General features: G+C 63.6%; 18 protein-coding genes. 5 read left to right on the forward strand and 13 right to left on the reverse strand.

Annotated elements, in window-relative coordinates; all coding sequences use genetic code 11:
- Positions 1–19 precede the first annotated feature (19 nt).
- Positions 20–721, forward strand: a complete 702-nt coding sequence (locus XH83_RS24820; RefSeq protein ID WP_028137558.1) for a fumarylacetoacetate hydrolase family protein — start codon at positions 20–22, stop codon at positions 719–721.
- Between the two features lie 116 nt (positions 722–837).
- Here the strand turns inward: XH83_RS24820 and XH83_RS24825 are convergent, their stop codons facing one another.
- Positions 838–1296, reverse strand: a complete 459-nt coding sequence (locus tag XH83_RS24825) for a nuclear transport factor 2 family protein (protein ID WP_194408392.1) — start codon at positions 1294–1296, stop codon at positions 838–840.
- A 163-nt stretch (positions 1297–1459) separates the two neighbouring features.
- Between XH83_RS24825 and XH83_RS24830 the strand changes: the two genes are divergently transcribed.
- Positions 1460–2002: a Spy/CpxP family protein refolding chaperone gene (locus XH83_RS24830; protein ID WP_194403330.1), complete on the forward strand. Its 543-nt coding sequence runs from the start codon at positions 1460–1462 to the stop codon at positions 2000–2002.
- 106 nt (positions 2003–2108) lie between these two features.
- On the opposite strand, the gene XH83_RS24835 is transcribed toward XH83_RS24830, so the two are convergent.
- From XH83_RS24835 to XH83_RS24845, 3 genes are all read right to left on the reverse strand, one after another.
- Complete coding sequence (locus XH83_RS24835; protein ID WP_194403331.1) at positions 2109–3038, reverse strand: aspartyl/asparaginyl beta-hydroxylase domain-containing protein; 930 nt, start codon at positions 3036–3038, stop codon at positions 2109–2111.
- Between the two features lie 137 nt (positions 3039–3175).
- Entirely contained in the window at positions 3176–3331 is a 156-nt protein-coding gene (locus XH83_RS24840) for a hypothetical protein (protein WP_194403332.1), read from the reverse strand.
- Between the two features lie 89 nt (positions 3332–3420).
- A complete protein-coding gene (locus XH83_RS24845) occupies positions 3421–4878 on the reverse strand; it encodes an NAD(P)/FAD-dependent oxidoreductase (RefSeq protein WP_194403333.1) in 1458 nt (485 codons plus the stop codon).
- A gap of 162 nt (positions 4879–5040) precedes the next feature.
- On the opposite strand from XH83_RS24845, the gene XH83_RS24850 reads away from it, so the two are divergent.
- Positions 5041–5889: a hypothetical protein gene (locus tag XH83_RS24850; RefSeq protein ID WP_194403334.1), complete on the forward strand. Its 849-nt coding sequence runs from the start codon at positions 5041–5043 to the stop codon at positions 5887–5889.
- Between the two features lie 105 nt (positions 5890–5994).
- Here XH83_RS24850 and ahcY read toward each other — a convergent pair whose 3' ends face one another.
- From ahcY to XH83_RS24865, 3 genes are all read right to left on the reverse strand, one after another.
- Complete coding sequence (gene ahcY, locus XH83_RS24855) at positions 5995–7416, reverse strand: adenosylhomocysteinase (protein ID WP_194403335.1); 1422 nt, start codon at positions 7414–7416, stop codon at positions 5995–5997.
- Positions 7417–7490: 74 nt separating this feature from the next.
- Positions 7491–8687, reverse strand: coding sequence for a methionine adenosyltransferase (gene metK / locus XH83_RS24860; RefSeq protein WP_194403336.1), 1197 nt, complete (start codon positions 8685–8687; stop codon positions 7491–7493).
- A gap of 61 nt (positions 8688–8748) precedes the next feature.
- Entirely contained in the window at positions 8749–10104 is a 1356-nt protein-coding gene (locus tag XH83_RS24865) for a hypothetical protein (protein WP_194403337.1), read from the reverse strand.
- 172 nt (positions 10105–10276) lie between these two features.
- Here XH83_RS24865 and XH83_RS24870 point away from each other — a divergent pair, with 172 nt between their 5' ends.
- The gene (locus tag XH83_RS24870; RefSeq protein WP_194403338.1) at positions 10277–11995 is read left to right on the forward strand and encodes a caspase family protein; all 1719 of its coding nucleotides are present in this window, start codon (positions 10277–10279) and stop codon (positions 11993–11995) included.
- Between the two features lie 210 nt (positions 11996–12205).
- On the opposite strand, the gene XH83_RS24875 is transcribed toward XH83_RS24870, so the two are convergent.
- The 6 genes from XH83_RS24875 to XH83_RS24900 form a co-directional block, all read right to left on the reverse strand.
- Complete coding sequence (locus XH83_RS24875; protein ID WP_194403339.1) at positions 12206–13324, reverse strand: cobalamin-independent methionine synthase II family protein; 1119 nt, start codon at positions 13322–13324, stop codon at positions 12206–12208.
- 24 nt (positions 13325–13348) lie between these two features.
- Positions 13349–14065 carry an ABC transporter ATP-binding protein gene (locus tag XH83_RS24880; RefSeq protein WP_194403340.1) on the reverse strand — a complete coding sequence of 239 codons (717 nt, stop codon included), beginning with the start codon at positions 14063–14065 and terminating at the stop codon, positions 13349–13351.
- Positions 14058–14813 (reverse strand): ABC transporter ATP-binding protein, encoded by a 756-nt coding sequence (locus XH83_RS24885; RefSeq protein WP_128918270.1) that lies wholly within the window; start codon positions 14811–14813, stop codon positions 14058–14060. Before XH83_RS24885 ends, XH83_RS24880 begins: the two co-directional genes overlap by 8 nt.
- Positions 14810–15838 carry a branched-chain amino acid ABC transporter permease gene (locus XH83_RS24890; protein WP_194403341.1) on the reverse strand — a complete coding sequence of 343 codons (1029 nt, stop codon included), beginning with the start codon at positions 15836–15838 and terminating at the stop codon, positions 14810–14812. Before XH83_RS24890 ends, XH83_RS24885 begins: the two co-directional genes overlap by 4 nt.
- An 8-nt stretch (positions 15839–15846) precedes the next feature.
- Positions 15847–16716 carry a branched-chain amino acid ABC transporter permease gene (locus tag XH83_RS24895; RefSeq protein ID WP_028143352.1) on the reverse strand — a complete coding sequence of 290 codons (870 nt, stop codon included), beginning with the start codon at positions 16714–16716 and terminating at the stop codon, positions 15847–15849.
- 184 nt (positions 16717–16900) lie between these two features.
- The gene (locus XH83_RS24900; protein ID WP_194403342.1) at positions 16901–18079 is read right to left on the reverse strand and encodes an ABC transporter substrate-binding protein; all 1179 of its coding nucleotides are present in this window, start codon (positions 18077–18079) and stop codon (positions 16901–16903) included.
- 578 nt (positions 18080–18657) lie between these two features.
- Between XH83_RS24900 and XH83_RS24905 the strand changes: the two genes are divergently transcribed.
- Positions 18658–18948 carry a hypothetical protein gene (locus XH83_RS24905; RefSeq protein WP_194403343.1) on the forward strand — a complete coding sequence of 97 codons (291 nt, stop codon included), beginning with the start codon at positions 18658–18660 and terminating at the stop codon, positions 18946–18948.
- Positions 18949–18954 lie beyond the last annotated feature (6 nt).

Raw genomic sequence — 18954 nt, forward strand, 5'->3', positions numbered from 1 at the left:
GAGCAGCGAGACCCGCTTCATGAACGCCGCCTCCTACGTCATCCCGCTTCCGCCCCAGGCTTCGCTTCCCGTCGTCGGGGAAAGCGGCCGTTATCCGGTGCGCCGCATCTGGTGCGTCGGCCGCAACTATCTCGAGCACATCCGCGAGATGGGCAATGACGAGCGCGCCCCGCCGTTCTTCTTCGCCAAGCATGCCGACATGCTGGTGCCCGACGGCGCCACGATTCCCTATCCGCCGCTGACCAAGGATCTGCATCACGAGGTCGAGCTGATCGTCGCGATGAAGAGCGGCGGTCTCAACATCCCAGCCGACAAGGCGCTCGATCACGTCTACGGCTACGCGGTCGGCATCGACCTCACCCGCCGCGACCTCCAGATCGCCTCGCGCAAGAAGGAGCGTCCCTGGGAGATCGGCAAGTCGTTCGACGGCTCCGCCCCGTGCTCCGCGATCCAGCCGGCCTCCAAGATCGGCCATCCCGCCAAGGGCAAGATCTGGCTCACGGTCAACGGCAAGGAAGCCCAGAAGGGCGACCTCACCGAGCTGATCTGGAACGTGCCGGAGATCATCTGGCAGCTCTCGCAGCAGGTGAAGCTCGCTGCCGGCGACATCATCATGACCGGCACGCCGGCCGGGGTGTCCCAGCTCCAGCCCGGCGACAAGCTCGAATGCGGCGTCGACGGCGTCGGCACGCTGAAGGTCAGCATCGGCCAGCCCGAGTAATTTCGGAGCGTAGGGCGGATTAGCGATAGCGTAATCCGCCACCTTCGCGGCAATCGGTAGCGCCGATTGCTGTTCGACTCTGAGGCGGATTGCGCTGCGCTAATCCGCCCTACACGCTACCAGGCCTTCACTGGCCGGTTGGCATAGCTCGCCTGCGGCACACCGCGGTTGAGCGACATGTGCGAATGCACGCACAGCCAATTATCGCCCTCTCTTGAAAACACCATCGTCGCCCGGCCCGGGCGCGGAAATGGGTTGCCATCGGGATGATAACCCGTGCTTGTCCACGGCGCGATCACCGTGGCCATCGTGCCGTCGGGCGATGCCAGGATCGAGGCCTGATCGAGCACGAAACGGAAGTCGGCCGTCTTCGGCCAGACATTGTCCCATTGCGTCGAGACCCATTGATCGAGGCCGGGGATGACATCGTTGTGCGTGCCGAAGGCCAGCACGTCCGGATGAAAAAGCGGCCGCGCCGAGGCGTAGTCGACCTCGCGGACGTAGCCGGCGAAGGTCTCCAGCCAGCCGCGGAAGAATTGCACGATCTCGGTATTCGCGGTCGGCAAGGAGGCCATCACCTGCTCCACATTCGACAACTCAATCACGGCAATCTTTGTTGCCATGAGCCGGGCCATCCAGCAAGATTTAGCTCCGGGATCACTCGATCGCGATAGGGGTAACTCGCAGCCGGCTCTGATGCTTCGACATCGGCTGGCTCGATTTGATGGAGCCAGCTTCATGAACCGCCTCCTTCTGCTTGCTGCCGCTCTTCTCCTCACCGGCAGCGCAGCCAGCGCACAGTCCAGCCAACCCTATGCCGGTCTGGAAGGGCGCTCCATCAAGGCGCTGTCGCAGCAGCAGATCGACGATCTTCGTGCCGGACGTGGCATGGGCCTGGCTCTTGCCGCGGAGCTTAATGGATATCCCGGTCCCAGCCACGTGCTCGAGCTCGGCGATCGCCTCGCCTTGACCGCCGATCAACGCGCCGAGGTCCGGCGGTTGTTCGATGCCATGAAACAGGAAACCGTTCCGCTGGGTAACAAGCTCGTCGAACAAGAAAGAGCGCTGGAAGACCTTTTCGCCTCCCGTGCGGTCACATCGGAAACGCTCAAGACGAGCATCGGAGCCATTGCCGAAACGCAAGGGCAGCTCCGCGAGAGCCACCTCAAATATCATTTGTCGACCGCTGCCTTGCTCGATCAGAGCCAGATGCAGCGATATGCAGAGTTACGGGGCTATCAGCGTCCCGACAGCCACGCAGGGCACAAGCACCATCATTAGACAATGCCGATCGAGCTCAGGCGATCACGGTAGGATAGCAAAGAACTCCATATCGGCACGATGCAAGGGCGAACCAAGCTATGCTGATCCGCCCTCCTGCAGCGCTTCAATTCAGTGCCGAATATACGATGAGGCCGAGGATCAGCGCCGTCAGCGAGTATTTCAGCGTGTAGTAGACGTTGCGGTTCCACTCCTTGACCTTGCGGCTCGCAAGATGGATCTCGTAGAGCTTGCCGAACACCTTGTTGAGCACACCGACATTCTCACCCTCGACGTTCTGGGTCGCCGACGCCTTGACGATGTGATGGCTGACCCAGCGGTTGATCGCGGTCATGAAGCCGAACTTCATCGGGCGCTCGACGTCGCAGAACAGGATGATGCGATTGACGTCGGTCGCATTCTCGGCGCTGTGGATGAAGGTCTCGTCGAACATGAAGGCCTCGCCGTCGCGCCAGACGCATTCGACGCCATCGACCAGGATGCGGCACTTGTTCGAGTTCGGCGTGACCAGGCCAAGGTGATAGCGCAGCGAGCCGGCGAAGGGATCGCGGTGCGCGCCGAGCTTGCCGCCCGGCGGCAGCATCGCGAACATCGCGCCATGCACGCTCGGGATCGACTTGAGCAGCTCCACCGTCTTCGGGCACAGCGTGTTCGCCGAGGGCAGGAAGTCATCGTACCATTTCAGGTAAAACCGCTTCCAGCCGCTCTTGAAGAACGAGTAGAAGCCCCAGTCGTTATTCTTGGCGGCGGCGCGAATGAAACCCTCGTCGAACAGGCGCACGGCCTCGTCGCGGATGGTCTCCCAATTCTCGCTCAGCGGCTTCAGCTCCGGAAACTGCTCGACCGAGATCACCGGCTTGTTCGGCACCGCCGAGCCCGCATACATCAGCACATTATAAGGTGCCAGATAGGTCGAGTGATCGCCGAGCTGGCGCGCAAAGCGCAGCCGCTGCTTGCCGCGGAAGTGGACGTAAATCGTCGAGGCCGCCAACACATAAAGAATGACGAGTTGCGGCGCAAAAAGCTGTTTCAACATTTCCCCGTTCCCCAGTGAACCCAGCCGGGGACGTCATCTACTCCGGCCGAACGGGCGCGACAAGATGCTCACCGTTGGGTTGCGTTCACACTGGAGAGAGCGGACGAAGGAACCTGGCGCCGGCCGATCGAGCCAAATCAGGTCCGGGACAGCGCCTGGAGGCCCTTGAAGGTCAGGCGCTTGGGGTCGGTGACGCCAGCCTGATAGAGACGGCGGATGAAGGCGACGACGGCGTCGCGGTCGCAATCGGTGAGCGCGACGACGGCGTCGACTGCGATTCTCTGGGCTTCCATTGGGCTTACCTTGGCCTTGCGAGTAACCCCGGCCGAGACAGGCTAGGACTGATCCGTAAATCCGGCGTTAACCGTGCGGGTCACAACCGTCAGGAGTATCGCATCACGCCATCGTCGATGCGGCCGAAGCGCAAGGTGACGATGTCGAGCGCGTAGTTCTGATACAGCCGCCACGGCTGCTTGGAGCCCTGCTTCGGCATCTTGGCCACCGAGCGCTGCACATAGCCCGAGGTGAAATCGAGCGAAGGCTGCGCGGTGATGGCGGGGTCGTCATTGTGCGGCATGCACTGGCGGAAATTGTGCCGGTCCATGTAGTTGATGAGACGGCAGACATATTCGCAGGTGAGATCGCATTTCAGCGTCCAGGACGCGTTGGTGTAGCCGAAGGCCGAGGCCATGTTCGGCACGTCGGCATACATCATGCCCTTGTAGGTCAACGTCTTGGCGAAATCGACGACCCGGCCGTCGACACTGACCTCGAGGCCGCCGACGACCTGGAGCACCAGCCCGGTCGCGGTCACGATGATGTCGGCCGCAAGCTCGCTTCCGTCCTTCAGGCGGATGCCGTCATGCGTGAACGTGTCGATCTCGTTGGTCACGACGCTGGCGCGCTGCTCGCGGATCGCCTTGAAGAGGTCGCCATCGGGCACGAGGCACAGCCGCTGGTCCCAGGGATTGTAGCGCGGCGTGAAATGGGTCGCGACATCGTAGTCGGGGCCGAGCGCCATCCGCACGCCGCCGAGGATCAGGTTCTTCACCTTGTCCGGCCGTCGCCGGCTGAGCTGGAAGAAGAACATCCCCCACATCACGTTGCGCCAGCGGATCAAATGATAGGCCAGCCGCGCCGGCAGATTGCGGCGCAATTTGTTGGCGACGGGATCCTGCGCCGGCCGCGACACCACATAGGTCGGCGAACGCTGCAGCATGGTGACCTGCGCGGCCTTCTTGGCGAGCTCCGGCACCAGCGTCACCGCGGTGGCGCCCGAACCGATCACGACGACGCGTTTTCCCGCATAGTCGATGTCCTCGGTCCATTTCTGCGGATGCACGATGCGGCCGGCGAAATCACTGGCGCCCTTGAACTCCGGCGTATAGCCCGCCTCGTATTTGTAATAGCCCGAGCACATGAACAGGAAATTGCAGGTGAAGCGCACGAGCTCGCTCGCGCCCTCGCCCGTGATGCGCTCGGCTTCCACCGTCCAGCGCGCGTCTGGCGTCGACCACGATGCGCGCTTGACGCGATGGCGGAAGCGGATGTGCTTGTCGATGCCGTTCTCGGTCGCGGTCTCGCGCACATAGTTCAGGATCTGCGGCCCGTCCGCGATCGCCTTCGGATCGGTCCACGGCTTGAAGGAATAGCCGAGCGTGAACATGTCGCTGTCGGAGCGGATGCCGGGATAGCGGAAGAGGTCCCAGGTGCCGCCGATGCAGTCGCGGCCCTCCAGAATGACGTAGCTTTTGCCCGGGCATTTGGTCTGGAGATGATAGCCCGCGCCGATGCCGGACAGGCCGGCACCGACGATCAGCACGTCGAAATGGTTTGCCATGACGTTTCTCCTCGACGGCGCCAATACCCCATCAGATGACATAATAGCGCAGCCACGCAAGGGAGGGCCGTGTTGACGGTCCCGTAGCGCCGACTACTATAGGTGGTCTTTTTGCCTACGCACAGTCTTTGATTTTCAGTTCATAATCTGGTGGGGGGCTTCATGTTTGGCAGCAATGTATTGGATATCGCGATTGGCCTGATTTTCACTTTTCTGACCGTCAGCCTGATCGCCAGTACGGTCACGGAGGCACTTTCCTCGGCCATGTCCTGGCGGGCGAACACACTGTTCGAAGGCGTCAAGAAACTCTTGAACGATCAGAACTTCACTGGGCTGGCAGTGGACATCTACAACCACGGCCTGGTGAACAGTCTTTCGAGTGGCACTGCAACCGCTGGCACCAGTCCGCCGATCAAGCCGTCCTACATCGATCCGAAGCTGTTTGCGTCCGCCCTGACCGACGTGGTCAACCTCAACCCCGCCCAGACGCTCACCGAGCTGAAAGCGAGCATAAGCACGGTTCAGGATCAGCAACTGAAGGACGTTCTCAACGGAATCGTCGACCGCACGAACGGCAATTTCGGTCAGGTTCGCGATGAGATCGCCTCCTGGTTCGATCAAAGCATGGAGCGGGTCTCGGGCTCGTACAAGCGCAAGACACAACTATGGTCGCTCATCATCGCTTTCGTTGTCGCGGTCGCGTTGAATATCGACACGGTCAAGATTGCCGCGACGCTCTGGGATCAGCCGATGTTGCTCAAGGGTATTTCGCCTCAGCCTGGCGCGACTGCGCAACAGGCGCTTGCGCAATTGGAACAGCTTAAGCTGCCTTTCGGCTGGAGCAACGGCGCCCTTGGCAATTTCTTCACGGGCCTGAACTGGGCCTTCGTCATCCCGGGATGGCTCATCAGCGCGATCGCCGCGCTGTTCGGCGCGCCATTCTGGTTCGATACGCTGCAAAAATTCGTGCAATTGCGTGGCACCGGGCCCGACCAAAAGAAGCAATCTTGACCGGCTTGCCGCCTGCGGGCCCCGCATAGAGCAATGGCCGGGGGTTGCGCCCGGCCATTGTCGATTCGACGATTTCAGTCTCGTTAGCGTTCAGGACGCTGCGTCTCAGTAGCGGTAATGATCCGACTTGTACGGGCCTTCCTGCTTGACGCCGATGTAGTCGGCCTGGTCCTTGCGGAGCTCGGTGAGCTTGACGCCGATCTTGGCGAGGTGCAGGCGGGCGACCTTCTCGTCGAGGGTCTTGGGCAGCACGTAGACTTCCTTCTTGTACTTGCCGTCCTTGTTGTTGGCGAACAGCTCGATCTGCGCCAGCGTCTGGTTGGTGAACGATGCCGACATCACGAAGGACGGATGACCCATCGCGTTGCCGAGGTTCACGAGGCGGCCTTCCGACAGCATGATGATGCGGTGCTTGTCGGGGAACTCGATCTCGTCGACCTGCGGCTTGATGTTGGTCCACTTCAGATTGCGCAAGCTGGCGATCTGGATCTCGTTGTCGAAGTGACCGATGTTGCAGACGATGGCGCGATCCTTCATCGCGCGCATGTGCTCGATCGTGATGATGTCCTTGTTGCCGGTCGCGGTGACGAAGATGTCGGCACGGGGCGCGGCGTCTTCCATGGTCACGACCTCATAGCCTTCCATCGCGGCCTGCAGCGCGCAGATCGGATCGACTTCCGACACCATGACGCGGCAGCCGGCCTGGCGCAGCGAGGCGGCCGAGCCCTTGCCGACGTCGCCGAAGCCGGCGACCATCGCGACCTTGCCCGACAGCATCACGTCGGTGCCGCGGCGGATGCCGTCGACCAGCGATTCACGGCAGCCATAGAGGTTGTCGAATTTCGACTTGGTGACGCTGTCGTTGACGTTGATCGCCGGCCACAGCAGCGTGCCGGCCTTCTGCATGTCGTAGAGACGGTGCACGCCCGTCGTGGTCTCTTCGGACACGCCCTTGATGCTCTCGGCAATCGCCGCGAAGTAGCCCTTCGGCTTCTCCTTGAGCTGCTTCTTCAGCAGCGCGAAGAAGACTTCCTCTTCTTCCGAACCGGGCTTGTCGAGGAAGGCGGTACCGCCCTTCTCGGCGCGCAGACCGAGATGGACGTACATGGTGGCATCGCCGCCGTCGTCGAGGATCATGTTCGGGTGACCGCCGCCGTGCCAGTCGAACAGCTTTGCGGTGTAGTCCCAGTATTCGGTCAGCGTCTCGCCCTTGACGGCGAAAACGGGAATGCCGGCGGCCGCGATCGCGGCGGCAGCATGGTCCTGCGTCGAATAGATGTTGCAGGAGACCCAGCGAATGTCGGCGCCGAGCGCGGCCAGCGTCTCGATCAGCACGCCGGTCTGGATCGTCATGTGCAGCGAGCCGGCGATGCGCGCGCCCTTCAGCGGCTGCTTCGGGCCGTACTCCTCGCGGGTGGCCATCAGGCCGGGCATCTCGGTCTCGGCCAGCGAGAGCTCCTTGCGGCCGAAATCGGCGAGCGAAATGTCCTTGACGATGTAATCGGTGAAGCCGGGCTTCGCGTTCATAGGGGGTTCCTGTCTGTTTGGCTCGTCATTCCGGGCTCGCCGCCGTCGCGGCGCCCCGGAATGAAGCAAGTGACTTAGAGCGCGCGCTTGAGCTGCTCGACGAGGTCGGTCTTCTCCCAGGAGAAGCCGCCCTCATTGTCGGGCGTGCGGCCGAAATGGCCATAGGCCGAGGTGCGCGCGTAGATCGGACGGTTGAGGTCGAGATGGGTGCGGATGCCGCGGGGCGTCAGATCCATCGCCTGCGCCGCGGCCTTCTCGAGCTGCTCCTCCGGCACCTTACCGGTGCCGTGGGTGTCGATGTAGATCGACAGCGGACGCGCCACGCCGATGGCGTAGGCGAGCTGCAGCGTGCAGCGGTCGGCAAGGCCGGCCGCGACGATGTTCTTGGCGACGTAGCGCGCGGCATAAGCCGCCGAGCGGTCGACCTTGGTCGGATCCTTGCCGGAGAACGCGCCGCCGCCATGCGGGGCCGCGCCACCATAGGTGTCGACGATGATCTTGCGGCCGGTCAGGCCGGAATCGCCGTCGGGGCCGCCGATGAAGAACTTGCCGGTCGGGTTGATGTGCCAGATCGTCTTCGGCGTGATCCAGTCCATCGGCAGCGCCTCGCGCACATAGGGCTCGACGATGTCGCGGATCTGCTTGGACGAGATGTCCTCGACCAGATGCTGGTGCGAGACCACGATCTCGCGCACGCCGACCGGCTTGCCGTTCTCGTACTGCACGGTGACCTGGCTCTTGGAGTCCGGTCCGAGCACCTTCTCCTTCCCGGAGTGGCGCGCTTCGGAGATCAGGCGGAGGATCTTGTGGGCGTAGAAGATCGGCGCCGGCATCAGATCGGGCGTCTCGTTGGTGGCGTAACCGAACATGATGCCCTGGTCGCCCGCGCCCTCTTCCTTGACCTCGCCCGGCTGCAGCGCATCGACGCCCTGGGCGATGTCGGCCGACTGCGGATGCAGCAGGATCTCGATGTCGCAGGTCTTCCAGTGGAAGCCTTCCTGCTCGTAGCCGATGTCCTTGATCGCGCCGCGGACGACGCCCTCGATCTGCTCGTTGGTCACCGACTTCGGACCGCGGGTCTCACCCGCGATCACCACCTTGTTGGTGGTCGCGAGCGTCTCGCAGGCGGCGCGGATCTGCCAGGGGTCGATGCCGGCCTTCGGCCCTTCGCGGTAGAACAGATCGACGATCTCGTCGGAAATGCGGTCGCAGACCTTGTCCGGATGACCTTCGGACACGGACTCGCTGGTAAAGAGATAGGACGCGCGCATCAGTAACCCCTTGTTCCGCCGCTAAGCCGGCGGGCGTTTGCGATGTTTACCTGTGGAGATGTCAATCACGCCGGCGCGAGATGACGTAGGATTCGTCGAGAAACCAGAGCCCATTGTACTTTCGCAGCACGTCCCTGGCGGCATCCAGAGTGCGGCCGTTTTGAGTCATTTCCGTCAACCGGTCGTCCTCAATCTGAGCGACATACACCGCCGCATTCCACGCTGCAAAGGCCGTCGAGGTTCCGATCGTCCCGGTCACCTCGTTGGGCAGCGCTTCCATATCATACCTGAAGATCGAGCGGTTATCCGCATATGCATTAAAATTTAAGTCGCGGCCCACCGATCCCAGTTCATACTTAACGGCGCGCAATAGCTCATGACGGCTCACCGCGAAAGGATTTTCTCCGGGCCAGATCGCCTGGATCATTTCCATGCCTGGATCCTGGCCATGGGAGTGGATCCCGATCAGCCGCCCGCCCGGCCGCAGTGCCCGCGCCAGCGGTGCGATGATCCGCTTGGCCCGGAAGTTGACCGAGGACAAAGCGCGGTAGGGCTGGGACGCGATGACGAGGTCGAAATTGGCTTCGGTCTGGCCCGGCCGCGGAATGGTCGAATCCAGCAGGAACCTGTGATCCTCTCGATACAGCACCAGAACGACGGGCCGCTCGTACAGCGGCATGGCGGTGCGCGGGCTGATCGCGGCGCGCCAGTTCTGCTCCAGGAAGGGCCGGAGCTCTGCGATCTGCTGCTCGAACTCGCCCGACGAGGCGCCCCGCAGCGGGACCTCGTGCCAGACGGTCGCTGCCGCCGCCGCAGGCGATGCCGGCGTGAGCCAGGGCGCTTCCGAGTAGAACATGTTGGTGAAGACGAACACCGACGCCGGATGCTCGAAAATGCGGTCCGGCACCTTCTCCAGCGTCAGGCGCAGGTCCTCGAGGCTGAGCTCCTTGCCGGCGACGTAGAACGGCATGTGAGGATAGCGCTGGTGCGTTGCGCGGAGCACCCGCGCCAGCACCGTGCCGTCGCCGACGCCGGCGTCGAAGATGCGCAGGGCCGGCGGGCGCGGATGGATCGAGGCGAGCTCCAGCGCCACCCGGTCCGCGACCACCCGTTTCTCGCTGCAGGTGTGGACGAACAGCAGGTATTTCTGCCGGTTCTCGAAGAAGCGGAAATTGCCGCGCGGATCCCGCTTTTCCGGGGGCACCTGAAGCCCCCGCGGCGGCGGCAGGCCACCGGTCGTCGATGCCGCGATATAGGCCTGGATCCGCTCCAGCGTGTCGATGGTGATGCGCTTGCCCTCCCGCAGGCGATGCACCAGCTTCCCATCGTTCACCGCGCGCCGGCCGAACGTCGATTCCGCCATGTCCGCCGTGCGGCAGAACTCCGTGATCTGGCTCAGGATTTCGTCGTTCTTCATGGATGGGATGCGGTGGGCAAACGGAGTGGGACGCATTCCCTAGCAAAATCTGCCCACCGAGGGAATAGCGGATCTCGGCTTCTCCCGCCCCGTGCGCGCCGCCGCGGGCGGATGAACCCCGCCGGCCCGCCGGGCAACAAACAGGCGCTTCTCCTCTGACCGAGCCATCGCCATGCGCCGCCTGCTCGTCGCGCTTACTCTCCTCACAGCATTCCTGTGGTCCGCGCCCGCGGGCGCGCAGGCGCGCAACCAGCTCGGGCCGCTCTGCACCACCGACACGACGCCGGCGGACAAGATGATCGATGCCTGCAACAAGATCATCGCGTTGAAGGTGTTTCGGGGCGAGCAGCTCGCGACGATCCATTTCTGGCGCGCAGTCGGCTGGAACAAGAAGGGCGACTATTCCAAGGTCATCACGGACGCCACCGAAGCGATCCGGCTCCATCCGAGCCAGGCGGCCTACAATCTCAGGGGGTCGGCCTATTACGACAAGGGCGACTACGAGATCGCCATCAGCGATTTCGACGACGCGCTGAAGCTCGGACCGCCCAGCGGCACCATCTTCCACAATCGCGGCAACGCCTGGCGCGGCAAGCACGATTATGCCAAGGCCATCGCCGATTACGACATGGCGATCAAGGCCGATCCGAAATCGGCGTTCTCGTTCCAGAACCGCGGCATCTCGAAGCAGGCACTCGGCGATCTCGACGGTGCGCTCGCCGACATCAACCAGGCGATCCGGCTTGATCCGTCGCTGCCGCAGCCGCTGATCAACCGCACCGCGATCTGGCGCGCCAAGGGCGATCTCGATCGCGCCATCGCCGATGGCAGCGAGGCAATCCGGCTCGCCAGGGACAAGCCGCCGGCCAACATCATGACGCCGCCGAACAGCGTGCTGATCTCAGGCTACACACACCGCGCGCTGGCCTATGAAGCCAAGGGTGACTACGCCCGCGCGCGCGACGACTACAACGCGACACTGGCGATCGTGGCGTCCGACGCCGGCAGCAAGGCCAACCAGGCCACCGCCAAGGTGCGGCTGTCGCTGGTGACGGACGCGAGCGCCCCGATCCCGCGCGATGCGCCCTCACCGACGCCGCAACCGGCGATGACTCCTGCCCCGCAGCAGACCGGCGCGGCACCGGCCGCCTCGCCCACTCCGGCCATTCGCGGCGCCCGCATGGCGCTGATCATCGGCAACGGCGCCTATGCGCATGTCAAGGCGCTGCCCAATCCGGCCAACGACGCGCGCGCCGTCGCCAGGAGCCTGCGCGACATCGGCTTCACCGTGTCGGAGGGTATCGATCTGGACCGTGCCGCGATGCAGAAGATGACGCGCGACTTCCTGCGCGAGGCGGCCCGGGCGCAGGTCGCGGTGGTCTACTATGCCGGCCATGGCGTGCAGGTCGACGGCCGCAACTATCTCATTCCCGTCGACGTCGCGCTCAAGCCGGGCACGGCCATGACGGACGGGATGATCGACATGGACACGATCATGGCCGGCCTCGACGACCAGGTGCGCACCAACATTTTGATCTTCGATGCCTGCCGCAACAATCCCATGGCACAGCAGGTGGCAAGCGCCGGCACCAATCGCGGCATCGAAGGCGCCTCCGGTCTCGCAGCACCGACCAGCCTCGGCAGCGGCGCGACATTGGGAGCCGGCACGCTGATCGCCTTCGCGACCGCGCCGGGCCAGGTCGCACTCGACGGCGAAGGCGCCAACTCGCCGTTCTCCGCCGCGCTCTCCCGCCACCTCGGCACGCCAGGGCTGGAGGTGCAGCAGATGCTGACGCGGGTGCGAGCGGAGGTGGTCTCGTCCACGAAGAACAAGCAAGTGCCGTGGTCGAACTCGTCGCTGCTGGGCGAGGTGTATCTGGCGGAGAAGTGAGGGCGGGCTTTTGCGTCGTAACGTCAGGATCGCGGAGCTATCAGCCACATGCCCGGTGTCGTCGCCCGACTTTGATCGGGCGATCCAGCACTCCGTGACGGCCGCGGCCTATAGAGCGGCCGCGGCTTGCCGGATTCCCTGCCTTCGCGGGGAATGACAGTGAGTGTGTGGAGAGCCTCGCCGCTACCTAGGCAACCGACAGTGCGAGGCTTAATTGCCCCACACTTCCTTGGCGATCTCGACCGCGAGGCTGAGCTTGGCCCACTGCTCTTCCTCGGAGAGGATGTTGCCCTCCTCGGTCGAGGCGAACCCGCATTGCGGGGAGAGCGCGAGCTGCTCCAGCGGCGCGAACTTGGCGGCTTCCTCGAGGCGGCGCTTGATGTCATCCTTCTTCTCGAGCTCGCCGAACTTCGAGGTGATGACGCCGACCACGACGACCTTGTTGCCCTTGGGCAGGAAGCGTAGCGGCTCGAAGCCGCCCGCACGATCACTGTCATATTCCAGGAAGTAGCCGTCGTAATTGGTACCGGCGAGCATGGTTTCGGCCACCGGCTCGTAGCCGCCCGAGGAAATCCAGGTCGAACGGAAATTGCCGCGGCACACATGCGTCGTCACCACCATGTCGGCGGGCTTCTCGGCCAGCGCGTAGTTGATGATGCGTGCATAGATCTGCTGCAGGCCGTCCGGATTGTCGCCGCGCTCGCGCGCCTTCTGCAATTCCTCCTGCGAGCAGAGGTATGCCCACACGGTGTCGTCGAACTGCAGATAACGACAGCCAGCGTCGTAGAACGCCTTGACGGCCTTGCGATAGGTCTTGCCGAGGTCTTCGTAAAACGCCTCGAGATCGGGATAGACGTCCTTGGAGATCGACTTGCGGCCGCCGCGGAAGTGCAGCACCGCGGGCGACGGGATCGTCATCTTGGCGGTGACGTGGGCCTGGTCAGCGACCTTCTTCAGGAAGCGGAAGTGGTCGAGCATCGGGTGATCGGCGGGGAAGTCGAGCTTGTCGATCACGCGCACCGCATCGTGACGGGTCTGCACGCCCGCGAACTGGATGCCGGCGTCGGGATGGAACAGCTCGCATCCCGTGAGCTTGGCCAGGAAGTCGAAATGCCACCAGGAGCGGCGGAATTCGCCGTCGGTCGCGAGCTTCAGGCCAACCGAGGCCTGCTTGTGCACGACCTTCTCGATCTCCATGTCCTCGATCTTGCGCAGATCGTCGGCCGAGATCTCGCCCTTCTCGAGCCGGCTGCGGGCTTCCTTTATCTTGGCCGGACGCAGGAGGCTGCCGACCTCGTCGGCGCGGAAGGGGGCTTTGGTTCGCTGCATGTCTTACTCCCTGGACATTTTAGTTTAGTGGGCCGCCGCCCCGGCGACGCCGAGATGGCGTTCCAGGACCGAAGGGTCGGCCTTCAGCGCGGCGCTCGGAGCGTCGTGGACGATCGTTCCGCGCTCCAATATCACAACGCGGTCGGCGAGCCCCAGAATCTTTTGGGCATTCTGCTCGACGATGATGGAGCAGATGCCGCCCGCCCGGGTGATGGTCCCGATCGCCTTCAAGAGCTCCTCGACGATGATCGGGGCAAGGCCTTCGGTCGGCTCGTCAAGCAGCAGCACTTTCGGGTTCAAGGTCAGCGCGCGGCCGATCGCCAGCATCTGCTGCTCGCCGCCGGAGAGCTGGTTGCCAAAATTGCTCCGCCGCTCCTTCAGCCGCGGGAACATCTCGTAGACCCTCTCGACCGTCCAGGGGCCAGGCTGCGCCACCGCGGTCATGTTCTCCTCGACCGTGAGGGAACGAAAGATATTGCGCTCCTGCGGCACCCAGCCGATGCCGGCGCGCGCGCGCTGGTCGGGCCGCAGGCTCGTGACGTCGGTGCCGGCGAGCGCGACCGAGCCGGAGAAGCGGCGCGTGACGCCGACGATGGAGTTGATCAGCGTGGTCTTGCCGGTGCCGTTGCGGCCGAGCAGCGCCAGCACCTGCCCCTCGGCGAGGCGCAAGGACATGTTGGGCAGCACCACCGCCTCGCCATAGCCGGCGCGCAATGCCTCGATCGCGAGCAGGTCAGACATTGACCGCCTCCTCGCCGAGATAGACCGCCTTGACCTGCGGATCGCGCGCGACCTGCTCGGGCGGGCCTTCGGTCAGCAGCGCGCCAGAGACCAGCACCGAGATGCGGTCGGCGAAGGAGAAGACGAGGTCCATGTCGTGCTCGATCAAGAGCACGGTGACGTCGCGCGGCAGCGCGCCGACCACGGCGAGAATATCGTGACGCTCGCTCTCGGGCACGCCGGCAGCGGGCTCGTCGAGCAACAACACGCGGGGCTTGGCCGCAATCGCGACCGCGATCTCGAGCAGGCGCTGCTTGCCGTATGGCAACGTCACGGTCTGCTCGTTCATGACGTCGAGCAAGTGGAAGCGCGAGAGCAGATCGGCGATCTCGCCATTGACGTCGCTGCGCGTCCCCATCCGCCGCCACCAGTCGCCGCCATGGCCGAGACGCTCGGAAACGGCAAGGCCGATGGTTTCGAGCGGGGTCAGGTCGGGATAGAGCTGGTTGATCTGGAAGGTGCGCGACAGGCCGCGCAGCACGCGTTTGTGTACGGGCAGATCGGTGATGTCCTGGCCTTCGAGCAGGATGCGCCCCGAGTTCGGCTTGAGTACGCCGGTGAGCTGGTTGATCACCGTGGTCTTGCCGGCGCCGTTCGGACCGATCAGCGCGTGGCGGGCACCCTGCTCGATCCTCAAGGACAAATCGCGGGTGACGCGCAGGCCGCCGAACTGCTTTTCGAGATTCTGGGTTTCGAGCGCGATGGTCATGAATCGCTCTCCGGCACGGCAACGACGGCCTTGCGCCCTGCAACCCGCCTGATGACCAGGTTGGGCAGGTACAGCACCCAACGATGCAGGCGCTGGCGGCCGATCAGCACGATCAGGACCAGCACGAGGCCGATCCAGAACTGCCAATATTGCGGGGTGATGGTGGAGAATAATTCCTGGAGCATGCGGAAGATCACCGCGCCGATCAGCCCGCCATAGAGATAGCCGGTGCCGCCGATGACGAGCACCAGCATCAGGTCGGCCGAACGTTCGAAGGCGAAGACGTCGAGCGAGGCGATCGCCGTGGTCTGGGTGAAAAGCGCGCCGGCAATGCCGGCATAGAAGGCCGCCAGCGTGTAGATGGCGATCAGGCGGCGGTTGACGGGGATACCGATCGCCGCCGCGCGCAGTGGGTTGTTCTTGATCGCGCGCAGAGACAGGCCGAACGGCGAATGCACGACGCGGCGGGCGAACAGGAACAACAGGAACAGGACAGCCAGCGAATAGAAGAAGCCGGCCTTGCCGAACATGTCGAACGGAATCTGGCCGAAGATCGGCTGCATCTCGATGCCCTGCAGGCCGTCGGTGCCACCGGTGATGTTGGAGAAGCGTTCGGCGAGTGCTTCCAGCAGCAACGCGATGCCGAGTGTCACCATCAGGCGCGTCAGGTCGACGCCGCGGATCACAAGGAAGCTGGTGGCAAAGCCGAGCACCATTGCGGCAAGGCCGGCGACGATCAACGCGAGCACGGGCTCGTTGATGATCCCGTGCAGCGCGAGAAGCCCCGCCGCATAGGCCCCGACGCCGAAGAAGGCGGCGTGGCCGAGCGAGACGATGCCGGCATAGCCGAGGATGAGATCGAGCGACATCGCGAACAACGCGAGCCGCAGGATGTCGGTCATGATCAGATAGCGCGTGGGAAAGACGAAGCCACAGGCCAGCACGATCAGCCAGAAGGCGGCTTCTCCGTAAGTCCAGCGTGCCTGGCGCTGGGCGTGATATCCGACGTCGGAAGCAGCGCTCATCGGCAAACTCAACGCGCGGCCGTGCGGCCGAACAGGCCGTTCGGGCGCCAGATCAGGATCACGATCATCATGGTGTAGATCACGAAGGGGCCCATCTTCGGCACGTAATATTTGCCGGCGACGTCGCCAATGCCGAGCAGCAGCGAGGCCAGGAACGGGCCTGTTATCGAGGAGGAGCCGCCGACGGTCACCACGATCAGGAAGTAGATCATGAACTTCAGCGGGAAATACGGATCGAGGCCAAGGATCTCGGCGCTCAGCGCACCGCCGAGACCGGCGAGTCCGCAGCCAAAGGCAAAGGTGAAGGCGAACACCTGCGGCACGTTGATGCCGAGGCCGCTCGCGGCGCGCGGATCATCGACCGCGGCGCGCAACCGGCTGCCGAAGCGCGTCTTGGCCAGCACCATCTGCAGAGCGATGGTGAGCAGGCCGCAGATCACGATGATCATCAGGCGGTAGCGGCCGATGCCGACGCCGAACAGGTCGAACTGGCCCTGCAGCGCTGCCGGCAGGTTGATGAAGACGCGCGATGATCCCTGGATGTAGTCGACGGCGGCGACCGACATGAACGTAAGACCAATGGTGAACAGCACCTGGTCGAGATGGCTGCGCGTATAGAGGTGGCGGTAGAGCGTGCGCTCGAGCGCGATGCCGATTGCCGCCGACGAGACGAAGGCGAGCGGCAGCGCGGCGAAGAACGGCCAGCCCATCCGGTTGACGAGCACCATGCAGACATAGCCGCCGGCCATGGCGAAGGCGCCGTGCGCGAGGTTGACGAAGTTCATCAAGCCGAGCGTGACCGCAAGCCCGCAAGCGAGCACGAACAGCAGCATGCCGTAGGCAACGCCATCGAACAGGTTGGTGAGGATGGAGGTCATCGTGTCAGCTTGGAGTTACTCGTCTCGTCATGGCCGGGCTTGTCCCGGCCATCCACGTTCTTGTCTGGCCGTTCTCTTCTTGGGCTTTGCGTGGATGCCCGGAACAAGCCCGGGCACGACGCTAGAGTGGGGCGAGATCCCGGATGCGCGCGAAGCGCGCTCCGGGACGACGCGCTTTCGCGCGTCACTTCTTGGTCTTGCCGAGATCCTTGACTGCCTCGAAGGTCGCGAACTCGACGTTGTAAAGTTCGCCGTCAACCTTCTCGACCTTGCGGATGTAGATGTTCTGCACGATGTCGCGGGTCTCGGGGTCGATCGAGATCGGGCCGCGCGGGCTCTCCCACTTCTGGCCCTTCATGGCTTCGACCAGCTTGGTGCCGTCGGTGTCGCCATTCGTCTTCTTCAGCGCTTCGTAGATCAGGTGGATGCCGTCGTAGCCGCTGACTGCCATGAAGCCCGGACGATTGCCGAACGCCTTCTTGTAGGCTGCGACGAAATCCTTATTCATCTGCGAGGGGTGCGCCGCGGAGTAGAGATGCGCGGTGACCGTGCCGAGCACGGCGTCGCCCATGTTGTTGAGCAGGTCGTCGTCGGTGACGTCGCCCGGCCCGATCACCTTGATGCCGGCCTTGTCGAGGCCACGCTCGGCATACTGCTTCATGAAGTTGCCGCCCTGGCCGGCCGGCACGAACACGAAGATCGCATCGGGCTTGGCGTCCTTCATGCGCTGCAGGAACGGCGCGAAGTCGGGATTGGCGAGCGGCGTCTTGACTTCTTCGACGACCTCGCCGCCGCCCGCGGTGAAGTTCTGCTTGAAGAAATTGAGCGCGTCATTGCCCGGCGCATAGTCCGAGGTCAGCGTCGCGACCTTCTTGATGCCGTTCTTCACGGCCCAGTCGCCGATGATGGTCGAGGATTGCGCCAGCGTGAAGCTGGTACGCACGATATAGGGCGAGCGCTCGGTGATGATCGAGGTGCCTGCCGCCATCACGACTTCCGGGATCTTGGCCTGTGTTGCCAGCGGCGCGGCCGCGAGCGCGGCCGGCGTCACGCCGAAGCCGGCGATGAAGTTGACCTTGTCGTTGACGATCAGCTCCTGCGCCGCGGTCTTGGTCTTGTCCGGAATCGCGGCGTCATCCTTGAGGATGATCTCGATCTTCTTGCCGGCGACGGTGTCGCCCTTCTGCTGCATGTAGAGCTTGATCGCGTTCTCGATCTGCTTGCCGGTCGAGGCCTGGCCGCCTGTCATCGGCAGGATCAGGCCGACCTTGACGGTGTCCTCGGCCTTGGCCGGCGCGACGGCCGCGAAGCTTGCGATGACGGCCGCTGCCGCGGCGCGCGAAAAGATCTTGCGTTCGAACATCAAATGTCCCTCCCCTTCATTCCTGCGTTCTTGTGAGCCGGACCGAGTGCCCGGTCCTTGCCGCTCTTTAACTTACGGACAAGCCATGCCGTGCGGCCACATGGCGTCCTCTGCAACCCCGTTGTCAATCGGACGTTGGGCGACCATTCGGCGCAAGCCGCGTGATCCGCCCTCAACGCCAACGGGAGAGATTTGTACGATTGTACAAAGAAGATGGTCCTGTCAACAAAAAAGCCCCTGACCGAGTGGGGATGGCTCGTTGACACGCCACTGTAAGGAGGCCGCACGATGCAGTGGATGGAGGATTCCGCCTCTCACTTGCAGAATCTGGACATCTCACGACTGCGCGGTGAAGCCCCTCGTCACGCTGCCCCCGAACCACTAAACGTAAGCACGCAATGTATACCGTATCAGCTGAAACGAGCGCTTCAAGGCCGAAGTTTGTGTATTATAATACCTATCATGTATACATTCTCGCCCACCGCTGAATAGGCCAATTTTACTGGTTGAGAGCTATGGTTTGCCGCTGACGCCATCCGGTGCTCAGCCTCCAGGCCCGATCGGGCACGACCCAAAAGATGTCCATGCGCACCCGTCCGCTTTCGATCGCTGCCGTCGCCCTGCTCGCTTCCACCCTTGCAGGCTGCGGCACGGTCAACGAGAGGCTCTCCGCCGGCATGGGCGACTCCATCCCCCAATGGGCCGGCGGCCTGCCGGCCGACGCCCCGCCGCGACCGGGGACGCCGCAATACGACGCCTACATGAAGGAGCGCGAACGCAAGCGGCTGCTGCCGGCAGCGGACCGCGAGAAGGAAGAGCAGGCGCAGAAGGGCACGACCGGATCGACCTCGAAAGACGCCGTTCGCTAGCGAAGG

Origin of the sequence: Bradyrhizobium sp. CCBAU 53351, from assembly GCF_015291745.1 — a bacterium.
Classification (GTDB): Bacteria; Pseudomonadota; Alphaproteobacteria; order Rhizobiales; family Xanthobacteraceae; genus Bradyrhizobium.